This window comes from Agrobacterium sp. 22-226-1 (assembly GCF_053522345.1).
In genome coordinates, this window is sequence record NZ_JBNWCP010000004.1 from 11,974 (window position 1) to 29,702 (window position 17,729).

The 17,729-nt window shown below is 59.6% G+C and carries 16 protein-coding genes; 7 read left to right on the forward strand and 9 right to left on the reverse strand.

Annotated elements, in window-relative coordinates; translation table 11 throughout:
• Both ACQZ5K_RS08125 and ACQZ5K_RS08130 read left to right on the forward strand, forming a co-directional pair.
• Positions 1–1,038, forward strand: a complete 1,038-nt coding sequence (locus ACQZ5K_RS08125; RefSeq protein WP_448740089.1) for an NAD-dependent epimerase/dehydratase family protein — start codon at positions 1–3, stop codon at positions 1,036–1,038.
• A complete protein-coding gene (locus ACQZ5K_RS08130; RefSeq protein ID WP_448740090.1) occupies positions 1,038–1,427 on the forward strand; it encodes a DUF6220 domain-containing protein in 390 nt (129 codons plus the stop codon). Before ACQZ5K_RS08125 ends, ACQZ5K_RS08130 begins: the two co-directional genes overlap by 1 nt.
• 53 nt (positions 1,428–1,480) lie before the next feature.
• Here the strand turns inward: ACQZ5K_RS08130 and ACQZ5K_RS08135 are convergent, their stop codons facing one another.
• From ACQZ5K_RS08135 to trxB, 4 genes are all read right to left on the reverse strand, one after another.
• On the reverse strand, positions 1,481–2,593 hold the full coding sequence (locus tag ACQZ5K_RS08135; RefSeq protein ID WP_003522853.1) for an alkene reductase: 1,113 nt from the start codon (positions 2,591–2,593) through the stop codon (positions 1,481–1,483).
• Between the two features lie 127 nt (positions 2,594–2,720).
• Complete coding sequence (locus tag ACQZ5K_RS08140) at positions 2,721–3,011, reverse strand: ArsR/SmtB family transcription factor (protein WP_003522852.1); 291 nt, start codon at positions 3,009–3,011, stop codon at positions 2,721–2,723.
• A 612-nt stretch (positions 3,012–3,623) separates the two neighbouring features.
• Positions 3,624–4,520 (reverse strand): LysR family transcriptional regulator VtlR, encoded by an 897-nt coding sequence (locus tag ACQZ5K_RS08145; protein WP_020011327.1) that lies wholly within the window; start codon positions 4,518–4,520, stop codon positions 3,624–3,626.
• 24 nt (positions 4,521–4,544) lie between these two features.
• Positions 4,545–5,519 (reverse strand): thioredoxin-disulfide reductase, encoded by a 975-nt coding sequence (gene trxB / locus ACQZ5K_RS08150; RefSeq protein WP_448740091.1) that lies wholly within the window; start codon positions 5,517–5,519, stop codon positions 4,545–4,547.
• A 266-nt stretch (positions 5,520–5,785) separates the two neighbouring features.
• On the opposite strand from trxB, the gene ACQZ5K_RS08155 reads away from it, so the two are divergent.
• Positions 5,786–6,253 carry an Lrp/AsnC family transcriptional regulator gene (locus tag ACQZ5K_RS08155; RefSeq protein WP_020811379.1) on the forward strand — a complete coding sequence of 156 codons (468 nt, stop codon included), beginning with the start codon at positions 5,786–5,788 and terminating at the stop codon, positions 6,251–6,253.
• Positions 6,254–6,284: 31 nt separating this feature from the next.
• Here the strand turns inward: ACQZ5K_RS08155 and ACQZ5K_RS08160 are convergent, their stop codons facing one another.
• Both ACQZ5K_RS08160 and greA read right to left on the reverse strand, forming a co-directional pair.
• A complete protein-coding gene (locus ACQZ5K_RS08160; RefSeq protein WP_448740092.1) occupies positions 6,285–7,340 on the reverse strand; it encodes a glycosyltransferase family 4 protein in 1,056 nt (351 codons plus the stop codon).
• An 89-nt stretch (positions 7,341–7,429) separates the two neighbouring features.
• Complete coding sequence (gene greA / locus ACQZ5K_RS08165; RefSeq protein WP_003522847.1) at positions 7,430–7,906, reverse strand: transcription elongation factor GreA; 477 nt, start codon at positions 7,904–7,906, stop codon at positions 7,430–7,432.
• Between the two features lie 221 nt (positions 7,907–8,127).
• Here greA and ACQZ5K_RS08170 point away from each other — a divergent pair, with 221 nt between their 5' ends.
• The 3 genes from ACQZ5K_RS08170 (at position 8,128) to ACQZ5K_RS08180 (ending at position 12,099) form a co-directional block, all read left to right on the forward strand.
• A complete protein-coding gene (locus tag ACQZ5K_RS08170) occupies positions 8,128–9,360 on the forward strand; it encodes a putative DNA modification/repair radical SAM protein (RefSeq protein WP_448740271.1) in 1,233 nt (410 codons plus the stop codon).
• Positions 9,360–10,808, forward strand: coding sequence for a UdgX family uracil-DNA binding protein (locus ACQZ5K_RS08175; protein WP_448740093.1), 1,449 nt, complete (start codon positions 9,360–9,362; stop codon positions 10,806–10,808). The genes ACQZ5K_RS08170 and ACQZ5K_RS08175 overlap by 1 nt, the downstream gene beginning before the upstream one ends.
• Before the next feature lie 151 nt (positions 10,809–10,959).
• Positions 10,960–12,099, forward strand: coding sequence for a GGDEF domain-containing protein (locus ACQZ5K_RS08180; protein ID WP_448740094.1), 1,140 nt, complete (start codon positions 10,960–10,962; stop codon positions 12,097–12,099).
• A 78-nt stretch (positions 12,100–12,177) separates the two neighbouring features.
• On the opposite strand, the gene ACQZ5K_RS08185 is transcribed toward ACQZ5K_RS08180, so the two are convergent.
• The 3 genes from ACQZ5K_RS08185 to ACQZ5K_RS08195 all read right to left on the reverse strand — a co-directional run bounded on the left by ACQZ5K_RS08185 (position 12,178) and on the right by ACQZ5K_RS08195 (position 17,179).
• Positions 12,178–12,366, reverse strand: coding sequence for a type II toxin-antitoxin system antitoxin (locus ACQZ5K_RS08185; protein ID WP_031233516.1), 189 nt, complete (start codon positions 12,364–12,366; stop codon positions 12,178–12,180).
• Between the two features lie 300 nt (positions 12,367–12,666).
• Positions 12,667–16,155 (reverse strand): carbamoyl-phosphate synthase large subunit, encoded by a 3,489-nt coding sequence (carB, locus tag ACQZ5K_RS08190; RefSeq protein ID WP_448740095.1) that lies wholly within the window; start codon positions 16,153–16,155, stop codon positions 12,667–12,669.
• Between the two features lie 157 nt (positions 16,156–16,312).
• A complete protein-coding gene (locus ACQZ5K_RS08195) occupies positions 16,313–17,179 on the reverse strand; it encodes a LytTR family DNA-binding domain-containing protein (RefSeq protein WP_448740096.1) in 867 nt (288 codons plus the stop codon).
• Between the two features lie 47 nt (positions 17,180–17,226).
• On the opposite strand from ACQZ5K_RS08195, the gene ACQZ5K_RS08200 reads away from it, so the two are divergent.
• A complete protein-coding gene (locus ACQZ5K_RS08200) occupies positions 17,227–17,715 on the forward strand; it encodes a DUF2306 domain-containing protein (protein ID WP_448740097.1) in 489 nt (162 codons plus the stop codon).
• The last annotated feature ends 14 nt before the right edge of the window (positions 17,716–17,729 follow it).

Consider the following 17,729-nt stretch of genomic DNA (forward strand, 5'->3'; position numbering starts at 1 on the left):
ATGATATATGAAAACAACGCAAATACAGCGCGGAATGAACGGTCTCTGGCCCTGATTTTGGGGGTGAATGGCGGTGTCGGCAGTCAGGTCTCCAGAATGCTGCAGCAACGGGGATGGCGGGTGAGGGCGATGACGCGCCAGCGGACGTCAACGGGCGCTACGGATGGCGTCGAACGTGTGACCGGGGACGCCATGAACCGGCAGGATGTGATGGATGCGGCAAAAGGCGCGAGCCTCATCGTCCATGCGGTCAATCCTCCCGGATATCGCAACTGGGAAAGCCAGGTGCTGCCGATGCTCGACAATAGCATTGCCGCCGCCGAGGCCTGCGGGGCGCGGATCGTCTTTCCGGGCAGCGTCTATAATTTCGGCCCGGACGCCTTTCCGCTTCTGACGGAAGACAGCCCGCAAAAGCCGTTCACCCGCAAGGGCGCATTGCGTGTGGAGATGGAGCGGCGGCTGAAAATGGCGTCGATGCGCGGCGTGCCGGTGCTGATCGTCCGCGCCGGGGATTTCTTTGGGCCTGACGCGAGAAACAACTGGTTTTCGCAAATGCTGGTGAAGCCCGGAAAACCGGTCCGGAGTGTCCAGAATCCCGCCGCGCCCTATGCCGGGCATCAATGGGCCTATCTGGCGGATGTCGCCGAGACCATTGGCCGGCTGCTGGACCGCGCAGGCGAGCTTCCGGCTTTCGCCGTCTATCACATGGAAGGTTTCTGGGATTTCGACGGGTTGCAACTGGTTGAAGCCATCGAGCGGGTTGTCGGTCATCCGGTCAAGAGGCGGCAGCTATCCTGGTCGGGCATCAAATTGGCCGCTCCCTTCGTTCCCCTGTTCCGCGAAGTGCTGGAAATGCAATATCTCTGGCATATGCCGATCCGGATGAGCAATCGCAGGCTGACGGATTTCCTCGGAACGGAACCCAGAACACCGATCGACATTGCGGTAGCGACGACACTGGCGAGCCTCGGCTGCCTTGAACAGAGGCCGCAGCCGTCGAGCCTTCCGCATCCGGCCGATGCCGGGGGCAGGGTGTGATGGCCACGGTTGCGAATGGGATGTCGGCCCGGCGTCGCGTGTTTGCCGTGATTTCGGCAAGCGTGCCGGTGCTGATCTTCGCGCAGGTGCTGGTGGCCGGGCTGTCGATCTATTACGATGGATCGCTGCTTTCGCTGCACAGGGGGCTCGGCTTCCTCATCGCCGTTCCGATCCTGTCGCTGGCGGTTCTCGCTTCTCTATATGACGATCTGCGGCCGAACCTTACCCGCACGCTGGTCCTGCTTGGTCTTTACTGTCTTCAGGTGGCCCTGATGAGCATCGGCCGGGAAACGGGCAATGGCTTCCTGCAGGCGCTGCATGTGCCCAACGCCTTCGTCATGGGTGCGTTTTCCGATTTTGCCGCGCGGCAGGCGCGAAGCCTGCGCTGAAAGAAAACGCCGCACTGCTTTCGGGCAGTACGGCGTCTTTGCTTTATCCCTTATCAGGCAAGCGCCGGATAGTCAGTGTAACCTTCGGCTCCGCCGCCATAGAAGGTCGGCTGGTTCGGTTCGTTGAGCGGCGCGTCGTTTTTCAGGCGGCGCACCAGATCCGGATTGGCGATGAAGGCCTTGCCGAAAGCCACGGCGTCGACTTTACCGCTTTCAACCGCCTCGATGGCGCTCTCACGGTCGTAGCCATTATTGGCGATCCACAGACCCTTGCCGCCGGCATTGCGATAAGCGGCCTTGAAGGCGGCATAGTCGAAAGGCTTGTCGCCCTGCTTGAAATCGCGCGGGCCGCCGGTTGCGCCTTCGACGACATGGATGAAGGCGAGATTGCGCTTGCCCAGCTGTTCCGCCACGTAATTATAAAGCGGCTGCGGATCGGCTTCGAAAATGTCGTTGGCGGGCGTGACGGGCGAGAGGCGGATGCCGGTACGGCCTGCGCCGATCTCTTCCGCCACCGCATCGACAACTTCGAGCAGGAAGCGGGCGCGGTTTTCGATAGAGCCGCCATAATCATCCGTGCGCTGGTTGGTGCTGGATTTCAGGAACTGCTCGATCAGGTAGCCATTGGCGGCATGGATTTCGACGCCGTCGAAACCGGCCTCCAGTGCTGCCCGGGCGCCGCTGCGGTAATCCTCGAGGATGAGGCCGATATCGTCGATGGTGAGCGCACGGGGCTCGGAGGTTTCGGCAAAGGCGCCGGTGCCGTCATCATTGATGATATAGGTCTTCGACTTGGCCGGAATGGCGGAAGGCGCGACCGGCTGGCCGCCATGCGGCTGCAGCGAGGTGTGGGAAATGCGGCCCACATGCCAGATCTGTGCGACAATCTTGCCACCGGCCGAATGCACGCCGTCGGTAACCTGTTTCCAGCCCGCGATTGCTTCCCGCTTGTAGAGACCGGGAACGTCAGCGTAACCCTGACCCTGCTGGGAAATCGGCGTGCCCTCGGTGACGATTAGCCCGGCCGTGGCGCGCTGCTCGTAATAGGTGGCGTTGAGATTGTTGGGAATGGCGCCCGGCGAACGGTTGCGGGTGAGGGGAGCCATGACGATACGGTTGGCGAGTGCGATATCGCCGGCCTGTGCCGGTTCGAAAAGACTGGTCATGCGACTTCACTTTCTGGTCGGTTGGCGAAATTGCGCGGGGGACGCGCTGTCTTTCTGTCTGGGTGCCGGAATGAAAACCGTCTTGCGGTTTCCGGTCCGACACCCCGAGGCTCAAAGCTTGGGAGGCTCAGAGATTGGCTTGCAGATAATTGCGGAAGGCGTCGATGGTTTCCTCGTTGCGTTCGAAAAACACCCATTGCCCGACCTTTTTCGACCTTATCAGGCCGGCTGCCTGCAACACCGCCAGATGCGACGAGACGGTGGATTGCGACAGGCCGCTGATCTGAAACTGGTTGGCGCATACACCCATGCTGAGGGGATGCTCCTGGCAGAAGTGACTTTCCGGAGACTTCAGCCATTCCAGGAATTTCAGCCTTGCGGGGTGCGAAAGGGCTTTGAGGATTTCCTCCGGGTTCATCGGTGCTTCTTCAATATCTGACATGTCCGATATTTATATCGGTCATCATCGATATACAAGTCACGTCTCTGTGAGGATCGTCTGTGAGGATCAAGGGGGCGGGCGGGCATTTCCAAAAAAGAAGGCCGCTGGATATCTCCGCGGCCTGATAAGTTTGAAGGTCAAAACCTCCAGAGGGGAACAGCTGTCGCGTGCCTTGGGCGAGCGTGACAGCTGACTAAAATATGGGTGTGGGAATAATGCAAAACAAGGTTGCATCATGCGATATTTCGCCAATTCGGAGAAAATTCTTGCGGGTAAAAAAAGAGGGCCGCCGGATGGATCCAGGGCCCTTTAAGTGTGAAGGTCAAAAACCTCCAGAGGGGAACAGCTGATGCGGTGGAACTGGGAGGAAAAGCCACCGTGTGCATCAGCTGAGAGCGATATGGTGCTTTTTTGTGCACGAAACAACTCTTTTTTGTGCAGGTCAGGCATGCGCACCACGCAGCCCTCGATATTTCCGGTATATTTTATGTGCAATGCTCCCGGGCGGCGCAGGTGCGTCGCCTAGGTATCATGTCAGATAAGTTATTGAAATTTAAACACTTTAACCGAGTGCCGATTATTTTAACGTCAGAAGTTCCAGTTGCGCGCCTTTGCGACGATGAAGTCGCGGAAGGCTTTCAACTTGGCAGCGTTTTTCATCTCATCGGGATAGCAGAAATAGGTATCGAAGGACGGAATATCTGCGGCGAGCGATAGCTGGATAAGGCCCGGATCGCGGCCGACGATATAATCCGGCAAGCAGGCGATGCCGATTCCCAGCAGGCAGGCGCGCTTGATCGAGGTCTGGCTGTTGATCTGCAGATGCGGCGTGCGCGTATTGTCGGAAGAGCGTCCCGCATTTTCCAGCCAGTTGACGTCCAGCAGATAGTTGGGCGCCGGTTCGCCGAAAGAGATGATGCGGTGATTGTCTAGATCCTCGATCGACTGCGGCTCACCATGGCGGTTGATATAGGACGGCGCGGCATAGACGTGCATGTGCACCGTGAACAGCTTACGCTGGATGAGGTCTGACTGCTGCGGCTGGCGCAGGCGGATGGCGCAATCGGCGTGACGCATATTCACGTCCAGCTCCTCATTGTCGAGGATGAGCTGGATCGACATTTCCGGATAGAGCTGCAGGAATTCCTGCACCTTGTCCGTCAGCCAGCCCTGGCCGAGACCGACGGTGGTCGTCACACGCAGCTTGCCGCTCGGCTTCTCCGTCGTTTCGGTGAGCTGCATCTTGACGGTTTCAAGCTTCAGCAGCACGTCATGGGCGGTGCGATACAGCAACTCGCCCTGTTCGGTGAGGATGAGGCCGCGAGCGTGGCGATGGAACAGCTTGACGCCGACATCCTGCTCCAGCGCGCTGACCTGACGGCTGATGGCCGACTGGGACAAATGCAGCTTGTCGGCAGCATGGGTGAAAGACCCCGCTTCGGCAGCCGCATGAAAAATGCGCAGTTTATCCCAGTCCAATGGCATTGCCATGCCTACCCTGCCTTTCGGTTATTCCGCTGCGACAGCAAGCGGTTGATGCGCGGTGAGATAACGTTCCGCTTCCAGCGCGGCCATGCAGCCCATGCCGGCGGCGGTGATCGCCTGACGGTAGATGTCGTCGGTGACGTCGCCGGCCGCGAAAATGCCTTCCACGTCGGTCGCCGTGGAATCGGGGGCGGTCCACATGTAGCCGTTGTCTTTCAGCTTCACCTTGCCCTTGAACAGCTCGACCGCCGGCGCATGGCCGATGGCGACAAAGACGCCGTCGATGGGGAATTCGCTGATCGCACCGGTCTTGGTGTCACGCAGCTTCACGCCGGAAACGGAAGGCGGCATAGGCGGCTTTGCGGGTACACCGGTAATTTCGGCGATTTCCGTGTTCCAGAGAATATTGACGTTTTCCTTGGCGAACAGCCGTTCCTGCAGGATTTTTTCCGAGCGGAAGCTATCGCGACGGTGCACGACGGTGACCGATTTGGCGATATGGGCGAGGTACAGCGCTTCTTCCACGGCGGAGTTGCCGCCGCCGACCACGATCACATCCTTGTTGCGATAAAAGAAACCGTCGCAGGTGGCGCAGGCGGAAACGCCGAAGCCCTGGAAATGCTGCTCGCTCTCAATGCCGAGCCACTTGGCCTTGGCGCCGGTGGCGATGATCAGCGTGTCGGCGGTCCAGACCTGACCGGAATCGGTCTTGACCACGAAAGGCCGTACATTGGTTTCAACTTCGGTGACGAGGTCGCTGACGATTTCCGCGCCCACATGCGTTGCCTGCTTCAGCATCTGGTCCATCAGCCACGGACCCTGGATCGGATCGGCAAAGCCCGGATAGTTCTCGACATCGGTGGTGATCATCAGCTGGCCGCCCTGTTCCATGCCGGCGATCAGCACGGGTTTGAGCATTGCGCGGGCCGCGTAGATCGCTGCGGTATAACCGGCGGGACCGGAGCCGATGATCAATACCTTCGTGTGGCGGGCAGACATGGAAGCGTTCCTTTCAATAGCGGGGCCTTTCCCTGGCAGCGCCTTTCGGCACCGGGCCCTGGAGCCGCACGACGGCGGACAGGCCACAACCCCTTCGTTGCCCGGTATTTAAGGTTGTCTAGTGTCTTTATTCAAGGGCAGCCTTGCGTTACCAACAAGGCAGTTGTGGATGCGCGCGCAATTTTGTGACCGGGCGGTGGCATAATGTTGCGAATCCCGCGCCGAATAGTACAAGGAAGTTCCACAGCTTAACGAGGTACTCCTCCGTGACCAGCGTCGAACTCGATGCCATCGATCTGAAAATCCTGCGCGAATTGCAGCGCGACGGGCGTATGACCAATGTGGAACTGGCCGAAAGGGTCGGTATTTCCGCGCCGCCCTGCCTCCGGCGCGTCCGCAAGCTGGAAGAGGCGGGCGTGATCGAGGGTTATCACGCCATGTTGAACGCGCCGAAGCTCGGTTTCGATCTCGTCGCCTTCTGCATGGTCGGCCTCAAGCGCCAGTCGGACAGCAATCTGAAGGCTTTTGCGGCGGCAACCGCTGGCTGGTCGCTGGTGCGGCAGGCCTGGATGGTATCGGGTGAAAGCGATTTCCTGCTGCATTGCGTGGCGAAGAACCTGACCGAGTTTCAGGATTTCGTTATCGAGGTTCTGACGGCGGACGAAAATGTCGATACGGTGCGCACCATGCTCACCATCCGGCAGGTCAAGCGCGTAGGTCTTGTGGAAATCTGAGCGGCAGGTTTTGTTCCTGCCTTAAGACGCGTTACCCGCGCCGCAAAGCCTCATAGACTTCGCCGAGACTCGTGGCCTCTTTCTCAAGCGGAAATGTGCTGCGTACATGCGAAAGCCCGGCCTTCGCATGGCTCTCGGCCAGAGCCGGATCGGCAAGATAGGTCCTTATCGCATCCCTCAGCAATGCATAGTCACCCGCCTCGACGACTGAGCCTGTCTCGCCCTTGACGATCATTTCCTCATAGGCGCCGGCGGTGCTGGTGACGACGGCCGTTTCCGATGCCATGGCCTCGAGCGGCGTCAAGCCGAAACCTTCGTTGCGCGATGGGGCGACATAGAGCGTCAGCCGGCGGTACCAGGGCTTGATGTCGTCCACCTCACCCTGAAACACGATGCGGTCCGAAAGGCCGGCGGCCTTGACATCGGCCTCGAGTGCCTCGGCAAAAGCCTTGTGTTCCGCCGTTACCCGGCCGGAAACAATGGCTGTCCATTGCGGATGGGCGGGCAAAAGCTCGATCATGGCGCGCACGAAGAGATCGGTGCCCTTCTGGTGGCGCACCCGTCCAAAACAGCCGATGAGATATTGTCCCGGCAGGCCGGTTGCCGCGATTGTGTCTTCCGGGCCGGTTGCCGGATGGAACAGGTCGGTATCGACGCCATGCATGACAACGCGATGGGGTACTTCCAGAAACGAGCCCGAGCGGGTGCTGGTCGCGACCACGGCGTCCATCTTCGAAATCAGAAACCGTGTATAGGCGGAATGTCGCCTCTGCGCGGCCGAGGTGAACAGCAGCTTCACCTTCATGCGCAGTACGTCACGCATGAAAAGACCCGGCAACATTTCGAGGTTGCGACGGGCATGCCAGATGCGCGGGCCGCCCTGCGGGCCGTTTTGCCAGAGCCGCCACAGATCGCGAAAGCGCACATGCGGCAGATGCGGCGGCAAACCCGGTCCAATGACGGCCACCTTCTGTCCCAGCCGGTTCTGCACCGGTATCAGCTGAACGATGGTGGAGGTGACGCCGGAGAGCCTGCGTTTGAAGTTCGGCGCAAGCACCTGCACATCTTTCAGACTGACGTGGGACAAGATGGGCTTCCGTCTTTGCGACTAATTCGGGGGATTGAAGACGTCAAAAAAGCAATGCGCCCGCATGGGGCGCATTGCGCGTGAGAGCATCAGCCCCACTGAACCGCGAGAATCTCGTAGCCCTTGGCGCCGCCCGGAGCATTGACTTCGATGCTGTCGCCGACTTCCTTGCCGATGAGCGCGCGGGCGATGGGCGAGGAAATGGAGATGCGGCCGGCCTTTACATCGGCTTCCTGGTCGCCGACGATCTGATAGGTCTTTTCCTCGTCGCTATCCTCGTCCACCAGCTTCACGGTGGCGCCGAACTTGATCTTCGAGCCCGACATCTTGGAGAGATCGATGACTTCCGCACGTGCGGTCAGGTCTTCGAGTTCGGTGATGCGGCCTTCATTGTGGCTCTGTGCTTCCTTGGCAGCATGGTACTCGGCGTTTTCCGAAAGGTCGCCATGGGCGCGCGCTTCCGCAATCGCCTCGATGATACGGGGGCGTTCCTCCTGCTGGCGCCAGCGCAGCTCCTCCTGCAGCTTGACGAATCCACCCTGAGTCATCGGTACTTTTTCTACCATTTTTTTATCCTTCGCATTCCGGTCGCGTTACTTGCAGACACAAAAAGAAACAGGTTCCGGAGGGGAACTCCGGAACCATGCCAAAATCATAACTGAGCCGACTATATCAGAAGACGACAGCGAAATGCCAGCAAATTTGAGGTGTGCATATTTTATTGCGTAATCAATTACTTAGCCTATGTCATTGACATTCGCCTGTGGAACATATAGTGAACATCGCCATGAAGAAGTCGATCAGGCAACGGCTGGCCATTCTCTCCGACGCGGCGAAATACGATGCCTCCTGTGCATCGAGCGGCACGACAAAACGCAACTCCGCAGCATCGGGCGGTCTGGGCTCCACGGAAGGGTCGGGCATCTGCCATGCCTATGCGCCGGACGGGCGCTGCATTTCGCTTTTGAAAATCCTGCTCACCAATTTCTGCATCTATGATTGCGCCTATTGCATCAACCGCTCCTCCAGCAATGTCGAGCGGGCGCGGTTCACGCCGGAAGAGGTGGTTTGGCTGACGCTGGAGTTTTACCGACGCAACTATATCGAAGGGCTGTTCCTGTCCTCCGGCATCATCCGTTCCTCCGATCATACGATGGAGGAGATGGTGCGCGTGGCGCGGGAGTTGCGGGTTACCCATGGTTTTCGCGGGTATATTCATCTGAAATCCATTCCCGAAGCATCGCCCAGGCTCATCGAGGAGGCAGGGCTTTACGCGGATCGTCTCTCGATCAATATCGAATTGCCGACCGATAGCGGCATTGGCCGTTTCGCGCCGGAAAAGCAGCCCGTCAATATTCGCCGCTCCATGGCCGATATCCGCCTGAAGATCGAGGAGGCCGGGGAGCCGACCGTCCGGACACGCAAGACCAGGCGCTTTGCGCCGGCCGGGCAGAGCACGCAGATGATCGTGGGGGCGGATGGCGCTGACGATAGCACCATTCTCTCCACCAGCGCCCGGCTTTATGGCAGCTACGGTTTGCGGCGCGTCTATTATTCGGCCTTCAGCCCCATTCCCGATTCGTCGAAAAACCTGCCGCTCATCAAGCCGCCGCTGATGCGGGAACACCGGCTTTATCAGGCCGACTGGCTGTACCGCTTTTATGGCTTCGATATCGGCGAGATAACGGCAATCGGGGGCGATGGCATGCTCGATCTCGATATCGACCCGAAACTCGCCTGGGCGCTGAAACATCGCGACCGTTTCCCGGTGGACGTCAATGCGGCGGATCGGGAAATGCTGCTGCGCGTGCCCGGTTTCGGCACCAAGACGGTGGCCTCCGTTCTCTCGTCACGGCGGTTCCGGCGGCTGCGGCTGGAGGATATCGCGCGTTTCGGCGTTTCCCTGAAAAAGGTGAAGGCTTTCATCGTCGCCGAGGGCTGGACGCCGGGCAAGCTGACCGAGAGGCCGGATTTGCGGGCGATGTTTGCACCGCAGCCCGAACAATTATCGCTGTTGTGATGTATGGCCCGGTTCTGGAAGGTCGGGGCGATTTCGGCGAGTGGCGCGATGCCGCGCGTGCGGCCCTTGCCGCCGATATTCCGCCGGAGACGATTGACTGGCGGTTGCGGGATGACGGGGCAGGGCTGCTGGATTTCGCCGGCGAGCCCTTGCCGACGGTCGATGCCGGCAATGGGCAGGTTTCCGTTCCGGCCTCGTTCGTAGCGCTGGCGCAGGCCGTCATCTGCCATGGCGATCCCCGCCGGTTTGCGTTGCTTTACCGGTTGTTGTGGCGGCTGAAGCGGGATCGCGCCCTGTTGCAGTTCAAGTCCGATCCGGATGTTGCAGAGGCCCGCTTGCTCGAGAAATCGGTGCGCCGGGATTGTCACAAGATGACGGCCTTCGTCCGTTTCAAGGAGTTGCCCTTGCCGCAGGGGCAGGGCGGGCGACGGCGGTTCGTGGCCTGGTTCGAGCCGGATCATTTCATCGTCGAGCGAACGGCAGCGTTTTTCCAGCGACGGTTTACCGATATGGACTGGCTGATCGCCACGCCGAAAGGGTCCGCCCGATGGGATGGAAGCGAGCTGCAAACCTCACGGGAGGCGGCGGCGAAGCCTGATCTGACGGACGAGACGGATGAACTCTGGCGGACCTATTATGCCAATATATTCAATCCGGCGCGCCTCAAGATCAAAGCCATGACGGCGGAGATGCCGAAGAAATACTGGAAGAACCTGCCGGAAGCCGATCTCATTCCCGACCTCATCCTCGGCGCGGAGGCGCGGGTGCTGGAGATGGCCGCCAGGGCGGCAAGCCAGCCGCAGCCTTTTCACCATCGTCTGCAGGCTGCGGCCGCTGCACGGGAGATGCCGCAACCCGTGCCGGACGGCACGCTCGCGTCGCTGGCGCGGGAGGCTGGCCATTGCACCCGCTGCCCCCTGCATTGCAGCGCCACGCAAACGGTTTTCGGTTCGGGGCCGGAGGATGCGGAAATCATGATCGTTGGCGAACAGCCGGGCGATCATGAAGATCTCGCCGGCAAGCCTTTTGTCGGTCCGGCCGGCCAGCTTTTCGACCGGACTCTTGCCGATGTCGGTATCGAGCGCAAAAAGCTTTATGTCACCAATGCTGTCAAACACTTCAAATATGAAACGCGCGGCAAACGGCGCATCCATCAGCGGCCGAACGCGGGCGAAGTGGAGCAATGCCGCTGGTGGCTCAATCAGGAAATCGCGCTCGTCCGGCCGAAGCTGATCGTTGCCATGGGCGCAACGGCGCTTTATGCGCTGACCGGCGGCAAGGAAAAGCTCTCGGAGATTCGGAGCCGTCCTCTGCCGATGGAGGAAGGCCGAACGCTTTTTGTCACCGTGCATCCGTCCTATCTCCTGCGCCTTGCCGATGGGCAGGTGAAAGAGGCGGAAACGATGCGGTTCAAAAAGGACATTAGTTTTATTAGGATGTTCGAATAAATTTCCATTCACGCGCTTGAGATTTATTCAATATTCGAGCCTTAACTTGCAGTAGTATCATTTACTGATTATTTATCAGTTATTTTTATTGAAATTTTATACTTAATATTATAATTAAGTTCTCCGAATTTATTTACCGTATGGGCAAATCATGTTGGGTGAACTCGACCTTGCGACAGTCATACTGATGCAAAAGTGTTCTTATATCGTTGGGCTTTTGAGTTTTATCTATCTGAAAATGACCAATCGCGGCTTGCGCGGTCCCGTCCCCCTTGCGGCGGGTTTCGCCTCGATGGCGATTGGCTCCACGCTTGCCGGTTACGGCGAATGGGGAATATTGTCGCCGGCCCTGTGGCGGCTCGGCAGTGTCGTTTTCGGTATTGTGGGTTACGCGTTGATCTGGCTCGGCTTGAAGGCATTGAGCGATGGGCGTTCCGTCGACCGACGGACCGTATCCATTGTCTGCCTCATTTCCGTACTGGCGATGGTGGTCGCGCAGCAGGTGGCGGACAATAATGCGTATCGCGCGGCGCTCTTCAATGGCTGCGCATCGCTTGCCTATCTCGCCGGGGCATCGGTACTTTTTGCCAGATGGCGCAGAGAGCCGCTGCTGTCCCGCCTGGCGCTGGGTGGCATCACCGGCGTCTCCGGTCTCATTTCGCTATCGGTGGTGAAAAGCGTGCTTTTCCCCGATTTTGCCACCATCAATCTGGTCAATGCGTTCTTCTTCATCATCATGCTGAACTTCGCCATTGCCCTGTTCGTGATGATGCTCGTGGCCGAGCGGTCGGAACGAAAACTGCTGGTTCTTGCGAATACCGACCCGCTGACGGGCGTCAAGAACCGGCGTTTCTTTTTCCAGACCATGCCTGCGACGCCCGATCCGGCCGATGGGGCCATGCTGCTGGATATCGATCACTTCAAGTCGATCAACGATCGTTTCGGCCACGCCGTCGGCGATAGTGTGCTGCAGGAAGTGGCGAAGCGCATCGGCGGCAGCATCCGCGGCGGGGACGTGCTGGCGCGTTACGGCGGAGAGGAATTCATCATCTACCTGCCGGGCGCCGGCGTTCGCAAGGCTTGCATGATCGGCGAGCGCATTCGCGATGCGATTGCGGTAACCGAGGTCGATTGCGGCGGCCTGCGTGTCGGCGTCACCATCAGCATCGGCGTTGCCGCCACTGGCGAGATGCGCTGCGATCTCCAGACGCTTGCGGAAATGGCGGATCGCGCACTTTACCGCGCGAAGATGGAAGGGCGCAATTGCGTTCGGGAGGCGCAGGCGGCATAGGCGGGGCTGCGGGCCGTCGATCTTCGGTAGGGCTGCACCGCATTATGGAGTCGTATAGTGTCGTTGTTGCCCTTCGGTCTAAAAGGGTGGCTTGTCCGCTTCATCCGCCGTGGCGCGGCGGGACAGGGCCTCTTTCAGAAGAACCTCGATCTGGGCATTGACGCTGCGCAATTCACCGCTCGCGGTGTGCCGGATCATGTTCAATATTGCGGGTTCGATCCGCAGCGGAAAAGCCACCCGCTCCGGTCCCGGTGGACGTCCAGCCATGGTCAGTCCCTCAAGGCGGTGCTTTGGCCTGTCGGGGCCAGGTGTTCCCATCGCCGGGACCCGATGGTGGGGCGCCTCAGTATCTTCATGGAGCGTTTGACCGGAGCTTTGGCAACGGCGCGGCGAATGGCTGCGGGCGATCCGTCATTGCGGAATAGGGACATCATGGGCCTCGTTCGAACCTGATGTTTTGATACCGGCAATGAATTGCAGCAGGATTACGCAATGCAAAACGCCGCGGGCATGATGACCCGCGGCGTCTTGTTTTCATTCAACGCTGGAACCTGCGGTTCCCGCAGCTTACTGGAAGTAGCTCTGCAGCGGCTTCACTTCCAGATTGCCGGCCTTCAGCGCCTTGATGGCAAGCGCTGCCGCTTCCGCGCCGGCCATCGTCGTGTAGTAAGGCACCTTCTGCATCAGCGTCGCGCGGCGCAGTGACTTCGAGTCAGAAATCGCCTTGTTGCTGTCGGTGGTGTTGATGACGAGCTGGACCTGACGGTTGCGGATGGCGTCTTCGATATGCGGACGGCCTTCCTGCACCTTGTTGATCTTTTCGGCGTTGATGCCCTTTTCGGCAAGGAAACGCTGGGTGCCGCCGGTCGCCAGCACTCTGAAGCCGCTTTCCACGAGAATGCGGATGGCTGGCAGAACGCCTTCCTTGTCCTCGTCACGGACCGAGACGAAGACCGCGCCCGAGCGCGGCAGGTCGACACCTGCGCCGAGCTGGCTCTTGGCGAAGGCGAGCGCGAAATCCGTGTCGAGGCCGATGACTTCACCGGTCGAGCGCATTTCCGGTCCAAGCAGAATGTCAACGCCGGGGAAGCGGGCGAAGGGGAAGACGGCTTCCTTGACGGCAATGTGCTTCAGGTTGCGCGGATCGGGCTTTGCGCCGTAAGCGGCAATCGCCGGATCGAGCTTCTCGCCGGCCATGACGCGGGCGGCGATCTTGGCGATCGGCGCGCCGATGGTCTTCGCCACGAAAGGCACGGTGCGCGAGGCGCGCGGATTGACCTCGAGAACGTAGATCGTGCCATCCTTGATGGCATATTGCACGTTCATGAGGCCGCCGACATTGAGCGCCTTGGCAAGCGCCGTCGTCTGGCGTTCCAGCTCGTCGACGATCTCCTTCGACAGCGAACGGACCGGCAGCGAGCAGGCCGAGTCGCCCGAATGGATGCCGGCTTCTTCGATGTGCTCCATGATGCCTGACACGAAGACGCTTTCGCCGTCACACAGCGCATCGACGTCCACTTCCACGGCATTGGTCAGGTAGCTGTCGAACAGCAGCGGGTTCTTGCCGAGCAGGGTGTTGATCTGGCCGGTCTTGTCGTTCGGGTAACGCTGCTTGATGTCCTCGGGTACGAGGCCCGGAACCGTGTCGAGCAGATAGGTCTGGAGCTGGCCTTCCGAATGGATGATCTGCATGGCGCGGCCACCCAGAACGTAAGACGGGCGAACGACCAGCGGGAAGCCGATTTCCGAAGCGACGAGGCGGGCCTGCTCGACCGAATAGGCAATGCCGTTGTTCGGCTGGGCAAGATCGAGCTTCATCAGCAGCTTCTGGAAGCGGTCGCGGTCTTCGGCAAGGTCGATCATGTCAGGCGCCGTGCCGAGGATCGGGATACCGTTCTTTTCCAGCGCTTCGGCGAGCTTCAGCGGCGTCTGCCCGCCGAACTGCACGATGACGCCGACCAGCTCGCCCTTTTCCTGTTCGGCGCGCATGATCTCGATCACGTCTTCGGCCGTCAGCGGCTCGAAATAGAGGCGGTCGGAGGTGTCGTAGTCGGTGGAAACGGTTTCCGGGTTGCAGTTGATCATGATGGCTTCGAAGCCGGCATCCTTCAGCGCGAAGGCGGCGTGGCAGCAGCAATAATCGAACTCGATGCCCTGGCCGATGCGGTTGGGGCCGCCGCCGAGGATGACGACCTTCTTGCGATCCGAAACCTGCGCTTCCGAGCGGGCTGCGCCGACGAAGGGAATTTCATAGGTTGAATACATGTAAGCGGTGGGCGACGCGAATTCGGCCGCGCAGGTGTCGATGCGCTTGAAGACCGGACGAACGTTCAGGCTGTTGCGCAGCTCGGCCACTTCCTTCGGGCGCTTGGACGTCAGGCTGGCGAGGCGGGCGTCGGAGAAGCCCATGGCCTTCAGCATGCGCAGGTTTTCGGCGTCCTGCGGCAGGCCATGCTCGCGGATGCGGGCTTCCATGTCTACGATGGCCTTGAACTGGGCGATGAACCACGGATCGATCTTCGAGTTTTCGTGGACTTCCTCTTCGCTCATGCCCATGCGCAGCGCCTGGGCGACCATGCGGAGGCGATCCGGCGTCGGCGTGCCGATGGCGGCGCGGATAGCGTTCTTGGAACCTTCGCCTTCCTCATAGCCGGGGATTTCGATTTCATCGAGACCGGTGAGGCCGGTTTCCATGCCGCGCAGCGCCTTCTGCAGCGATTCCGCGAAGGTGCGGCCGATGGCCATGACTTCGCCGACCGACTTCATCGCGGTGGTGAGGATCGGCGAAGCGCCCGGGAATTTCTCGAAGGCGAAACGCGGGATCTTGGTGACGACGTAGTCGATGGAGGGCTCGAACGAAGCAGGTGTCGCGCCGCCGGTGATGTCGTTCTCAAGCTCATCCAGCGTGTAGCCGATGGCGAGCTTGGCGGCGATCTTGGCGATGGGGAAGCCGGTTGCCTTGGAGGCGAGAGCGGAGGAGCGCGAGACGCGCGGGTTCATTTCGATGACGACGAGGCGTCCGTCCTTCGGGTTGACGGCGAACTGAACGTTCGAGCCGCCGGTTTCGACGCCGATCTCGCGCAGCACCGCAATCGAGGCGTTGCGCATGATCTGGTATTCCTTGTCGGTCAGCGTCAGCGCCGGCGCGACGGTGATCGAGTCACCCGTGTGGACACCCATCGGATCGATGTTTTCGATGGAGCAGATGATGATGCAATTGTCCGCCTTGTCGCGGACGACTTCCATCTCATATTCTTTCCAGCCGAGAACCGATTCTTCGACCAGAACTTCGGTGGTTGGCGAGGCGTCGAGGCCGCCGGAGACGATGTCGAAGAATTCCGAGCGGTTATAGGCAATGCCGCCGCCGGTGCCGCCAAGCGTGAAGGAGGGGCGGATGATGGCTGGCAGGCCGACATGATCGATGGCCTGCGCGGCGATTGCCATGGCATGGGCCATGTAGCGCTGCTTGCGGTCGGTTTCGCCGAGGTTCCACTGGTTTTCGAGATCGTCCAGCGCCTTGTCGAGATCGGGACCGGAAAGCTTGCCCTTCAGCTCGGTGCGCGCTGCCTCGTGCTTCTTGCGGTCGGCGTCCTTGATTTCGGTGGCGTTGGCCAGCATGGAACGCGGGGTTTCAAGGCCGATGCGGGCCATGGCTTCGCGGAAGAGGGCGCGGTCTTCGGCCATGTCGATGGCTTCCGGCTTTGCGCCGATCATTTCCACATTGTAACGGTCGAGAACGCCCATGCGCTTGAGAGAGAGCGCGGTGTTGAGCGCGGTCTGACCGCCCATGGTCGGCAGAAGCGCATCCGGGCGCTCCTTGGCGATGATCTTGGCCACGACCTCAGGGGTGATCGGCTCGACGTAAGTGGCGTCCGCGAGACCCGGATCGGTCATGATGGTGGCCGGGTTGGAGTTGACCAGAATGACCCGGTAACCCTCTTCCTTCAGCGCCTTGCAGGCCTGGGTGCCGGAATAGTCGAATTCACATGCCTGACCGATGACGATCGGTCCCGCGCCGATGATGAGGATGGACTTTATATCTTGGCGCTTCGGCATGGCTCTCTCGTTCCGCTTTTCGGTTGCGCAAAACACCGGCCAGGGTGAAGGATCACCGGCCGGGGGGCGCAATTCAAATGTTTTCAGGCTAGAAGCGGCTTATAGGCAAATGTTTTTGAGAACGGAACCCCATAAATTCCGGAATCGACAGAAACTCTTAACGGGCAGGGACAAGCGTGGCGAAATGGGCCTGCACCGCCGCGCTGTAAGAGCGGCTGACGGGAATTTCCGTGCCATCTTTTGTTATGATGTGCAGACGGCCCGTCTGCTTGCGCAGGGAAATAAAGTCGGCATCGGCAATCCAGTGGGAACGATGCACCTGCAGACCCGCCGTATGGCCGAGTTCTTTCAGCGCATCGGCAAAACGCAGCAGAACCAGCTGCTGCCCGCGCGTGGTGACGATTTGTGTGTAATGATCCTGAACCGATAGTCGCAACAATTCTCCGCGTTTTTGCGGCGGCAATCGTTCCAGCAAGGGGATGATGCCTTTGACCTCTCGGTCTGCATTTGCATTTGTGCCCGTTTCAGCCTCCGCCGCTTTTTCGAAGGACTGGCGGGTTGTGAGGTAACTCAACAGGCAAAAGATCGCGCAGAGGGACAGGGATGAGAGGCTGCTCTTCAAAACCGGTATTAAACCCGTCTCCTTGCCGTAGAAAATCTGATTGGTGATGGTGAGCAGCAGCCCGATCGGCAGTGCTGCGGTCAGCGAGCCGATCATCATGCGTGCCAGCATGTTGTCGATGTGGCCTGATAGGGTCGTATTGGCGATCATCGAAAAGGAGATCGCGAGCATCCAGGCACCCGCCTGAACGATTGTCCAATAGAGCAACCGGTCAGCGAAGCTCATGGTTTCGCTCGTTCCGAAGGGCCCGGTCACGATGAAGATCGCCAGCACCGCAAGGAATGTCAGCCACAGCCTGCGCGATTGCAGAACGGCGTGCATTTCACGAAGCGTGGATTGCAGATACGGGTGATCCACGAAGTTTTCCTGCTGATGGCGCCAATCCGTTTTTCCTGTCCGCATGTTTCGCCGAAATTGCCGGTGATTTCAACCGAGCCGAAACAGCACCCATGTCATTCCAGCCTCTGTTAGACGCACCGCTTGCCGTGCAATTCCATGTCGCCACCGTCGTGCCCGCAGCGATTCTCGGCGCCTTCATCTTCCTGCGCCCTAAGGGAACCGCCATTCACCGGCTGCTCGGCAAGATCTGGGTTATGCTGATGGTTTCGACTTCCGTTTCGACGTTCTTCATCCATGAATTGAGGATGTTTTACGGTTTCAGCCCGATCCACCTGCTTTCCGCCTTCACGATATATGGCTGTCTTCAATCGATCTATTTCGCGCGCCGCGGCGATATCAGACGCCATATGCGGATCATGCAGAGCGTTTATCTCGGCGGCATCGTGATTGCCGGAGGTTTCACCTTCGTTCCCGGCCGCATCATGCATGAGGTTGCTTTTGGTGATGGCAGAGCCGGATTTTTGGTCCTTTCCGCTGGCGCTCTCCTGTTTGTCGTCCTGTTTCTGACCGTGCTGAAACAAAGACGCAGAGCCGCATGAGGCTCTCCGTTTGC

What these genes read in the sequence shown, in the direction of transcription:
- ACQZ5K_RS08125 (WP_448740089.1), top strand. Translation starts at nt 1, where the DNA reads ATGATATATGAAAACAACGCAAATACAGCGCGGAATGAACGGTCTCTG.
- ACQZ5K_RS08130 (WP_448740090.1), top strand. Translation starts at nt 1,038, where the DNA reads ATGGCCACGGTTGCGAATGGGATGTCGGCCCGGCGTCGCGTGTTTGCC.
- ACQZ5K_RS08135 (WP_003522853.1), bottom strand. Translation starts at nt 2,593, where the DNA reads ATGACCAGTCTTTTCGAACCGGCACAGGCCGGCGATATCGCACTCGCC.
- ACQZ5K_RS08140 (WP_003522852.1), bottom strand. Translation starts at nt 3,011, where the DNA reads ATGAACCCGGAGGAAATCCTCAAAGCCCTTTCGCACCCCGCAAGGCTG.
- ACQZ5K_RS08145 (WP_020011327.1), bottom strand. Translation starts at nt 4,520, where the DNA reads ATGCCATTGGACTGGGATAAACTGCGCATTTTTCATGCGGCTGCCGAA.
- trxB (WP_448740091.1), bottom strand. Translation starts at nt 5,519, where the DNA reads ATGTCTGCCCGCCACACGAAGGTATTGATCATCGGCTCCGGTCCCGCC.
- greA (WP_003522847.1), bottom strand. Translation starts at nt 7,906, where the DNA reads ATGGTAGAAAAAGTACCGATGACTCAGGGTGGATTCGTCAAGCTGCAG.
- ACQZ5K_RS08170 (WP_448740271.1), top strand. Translation starts at nt 8,128, where the DNA reads ATGAAGAAGTCGATCAGGCAACGGCTGGCCATTCTCTCCGACGCGGCG.
- ACQZ5K_RS08175 (WP_448740093.1), top strand. Translation starts at nt 9,360, where the DNA reads ATGTATGGCCCGGTTCTGGAAGGTCGGGGCGATTTCGGCGAGTGGCGC.
- ACQZ5K_RS08180 (WP_448740094.1), top strand. Translation starts at nt 10,960, where the DNA reads ATGTTGGGTGAACTCGACCTTGCGACAGTCATACTGATGCAAAAGTGT.
- ACQZ5K_RS08185 (WP_031233516.1), bottom strand. Translation starts at nt 12,366, where the DNA reads ATGGCTGGACGTCCACCGGGACCGGAGCGGGTGGCTTTTCCGCTGCGG.
- carB (WP_448740095.1), bottom strand. Translation starts at nt 16,155, where the DNA reads ATGCCGAAGCGCCAAGATATAAAGTCCATCCTCATCATCGGCGCGGGA.
- ACQZ5K_RS08195 (WP_448740096.1), bottom strand. Translation starts at nt 17,179, where the DNA reads ATGCGGACAGGAAAAACGGATTGGCGCCATCAGCAGGAAAACTTCGTG.
- ACQZ5K_RS08200 (WP_448740097.1), top strand. Translation starts at nt 17,227, where the DNA reads ATGTCATTCCAGCCTCTGTTAGACGCACCGCTTGCCGTGCAATTCCAT.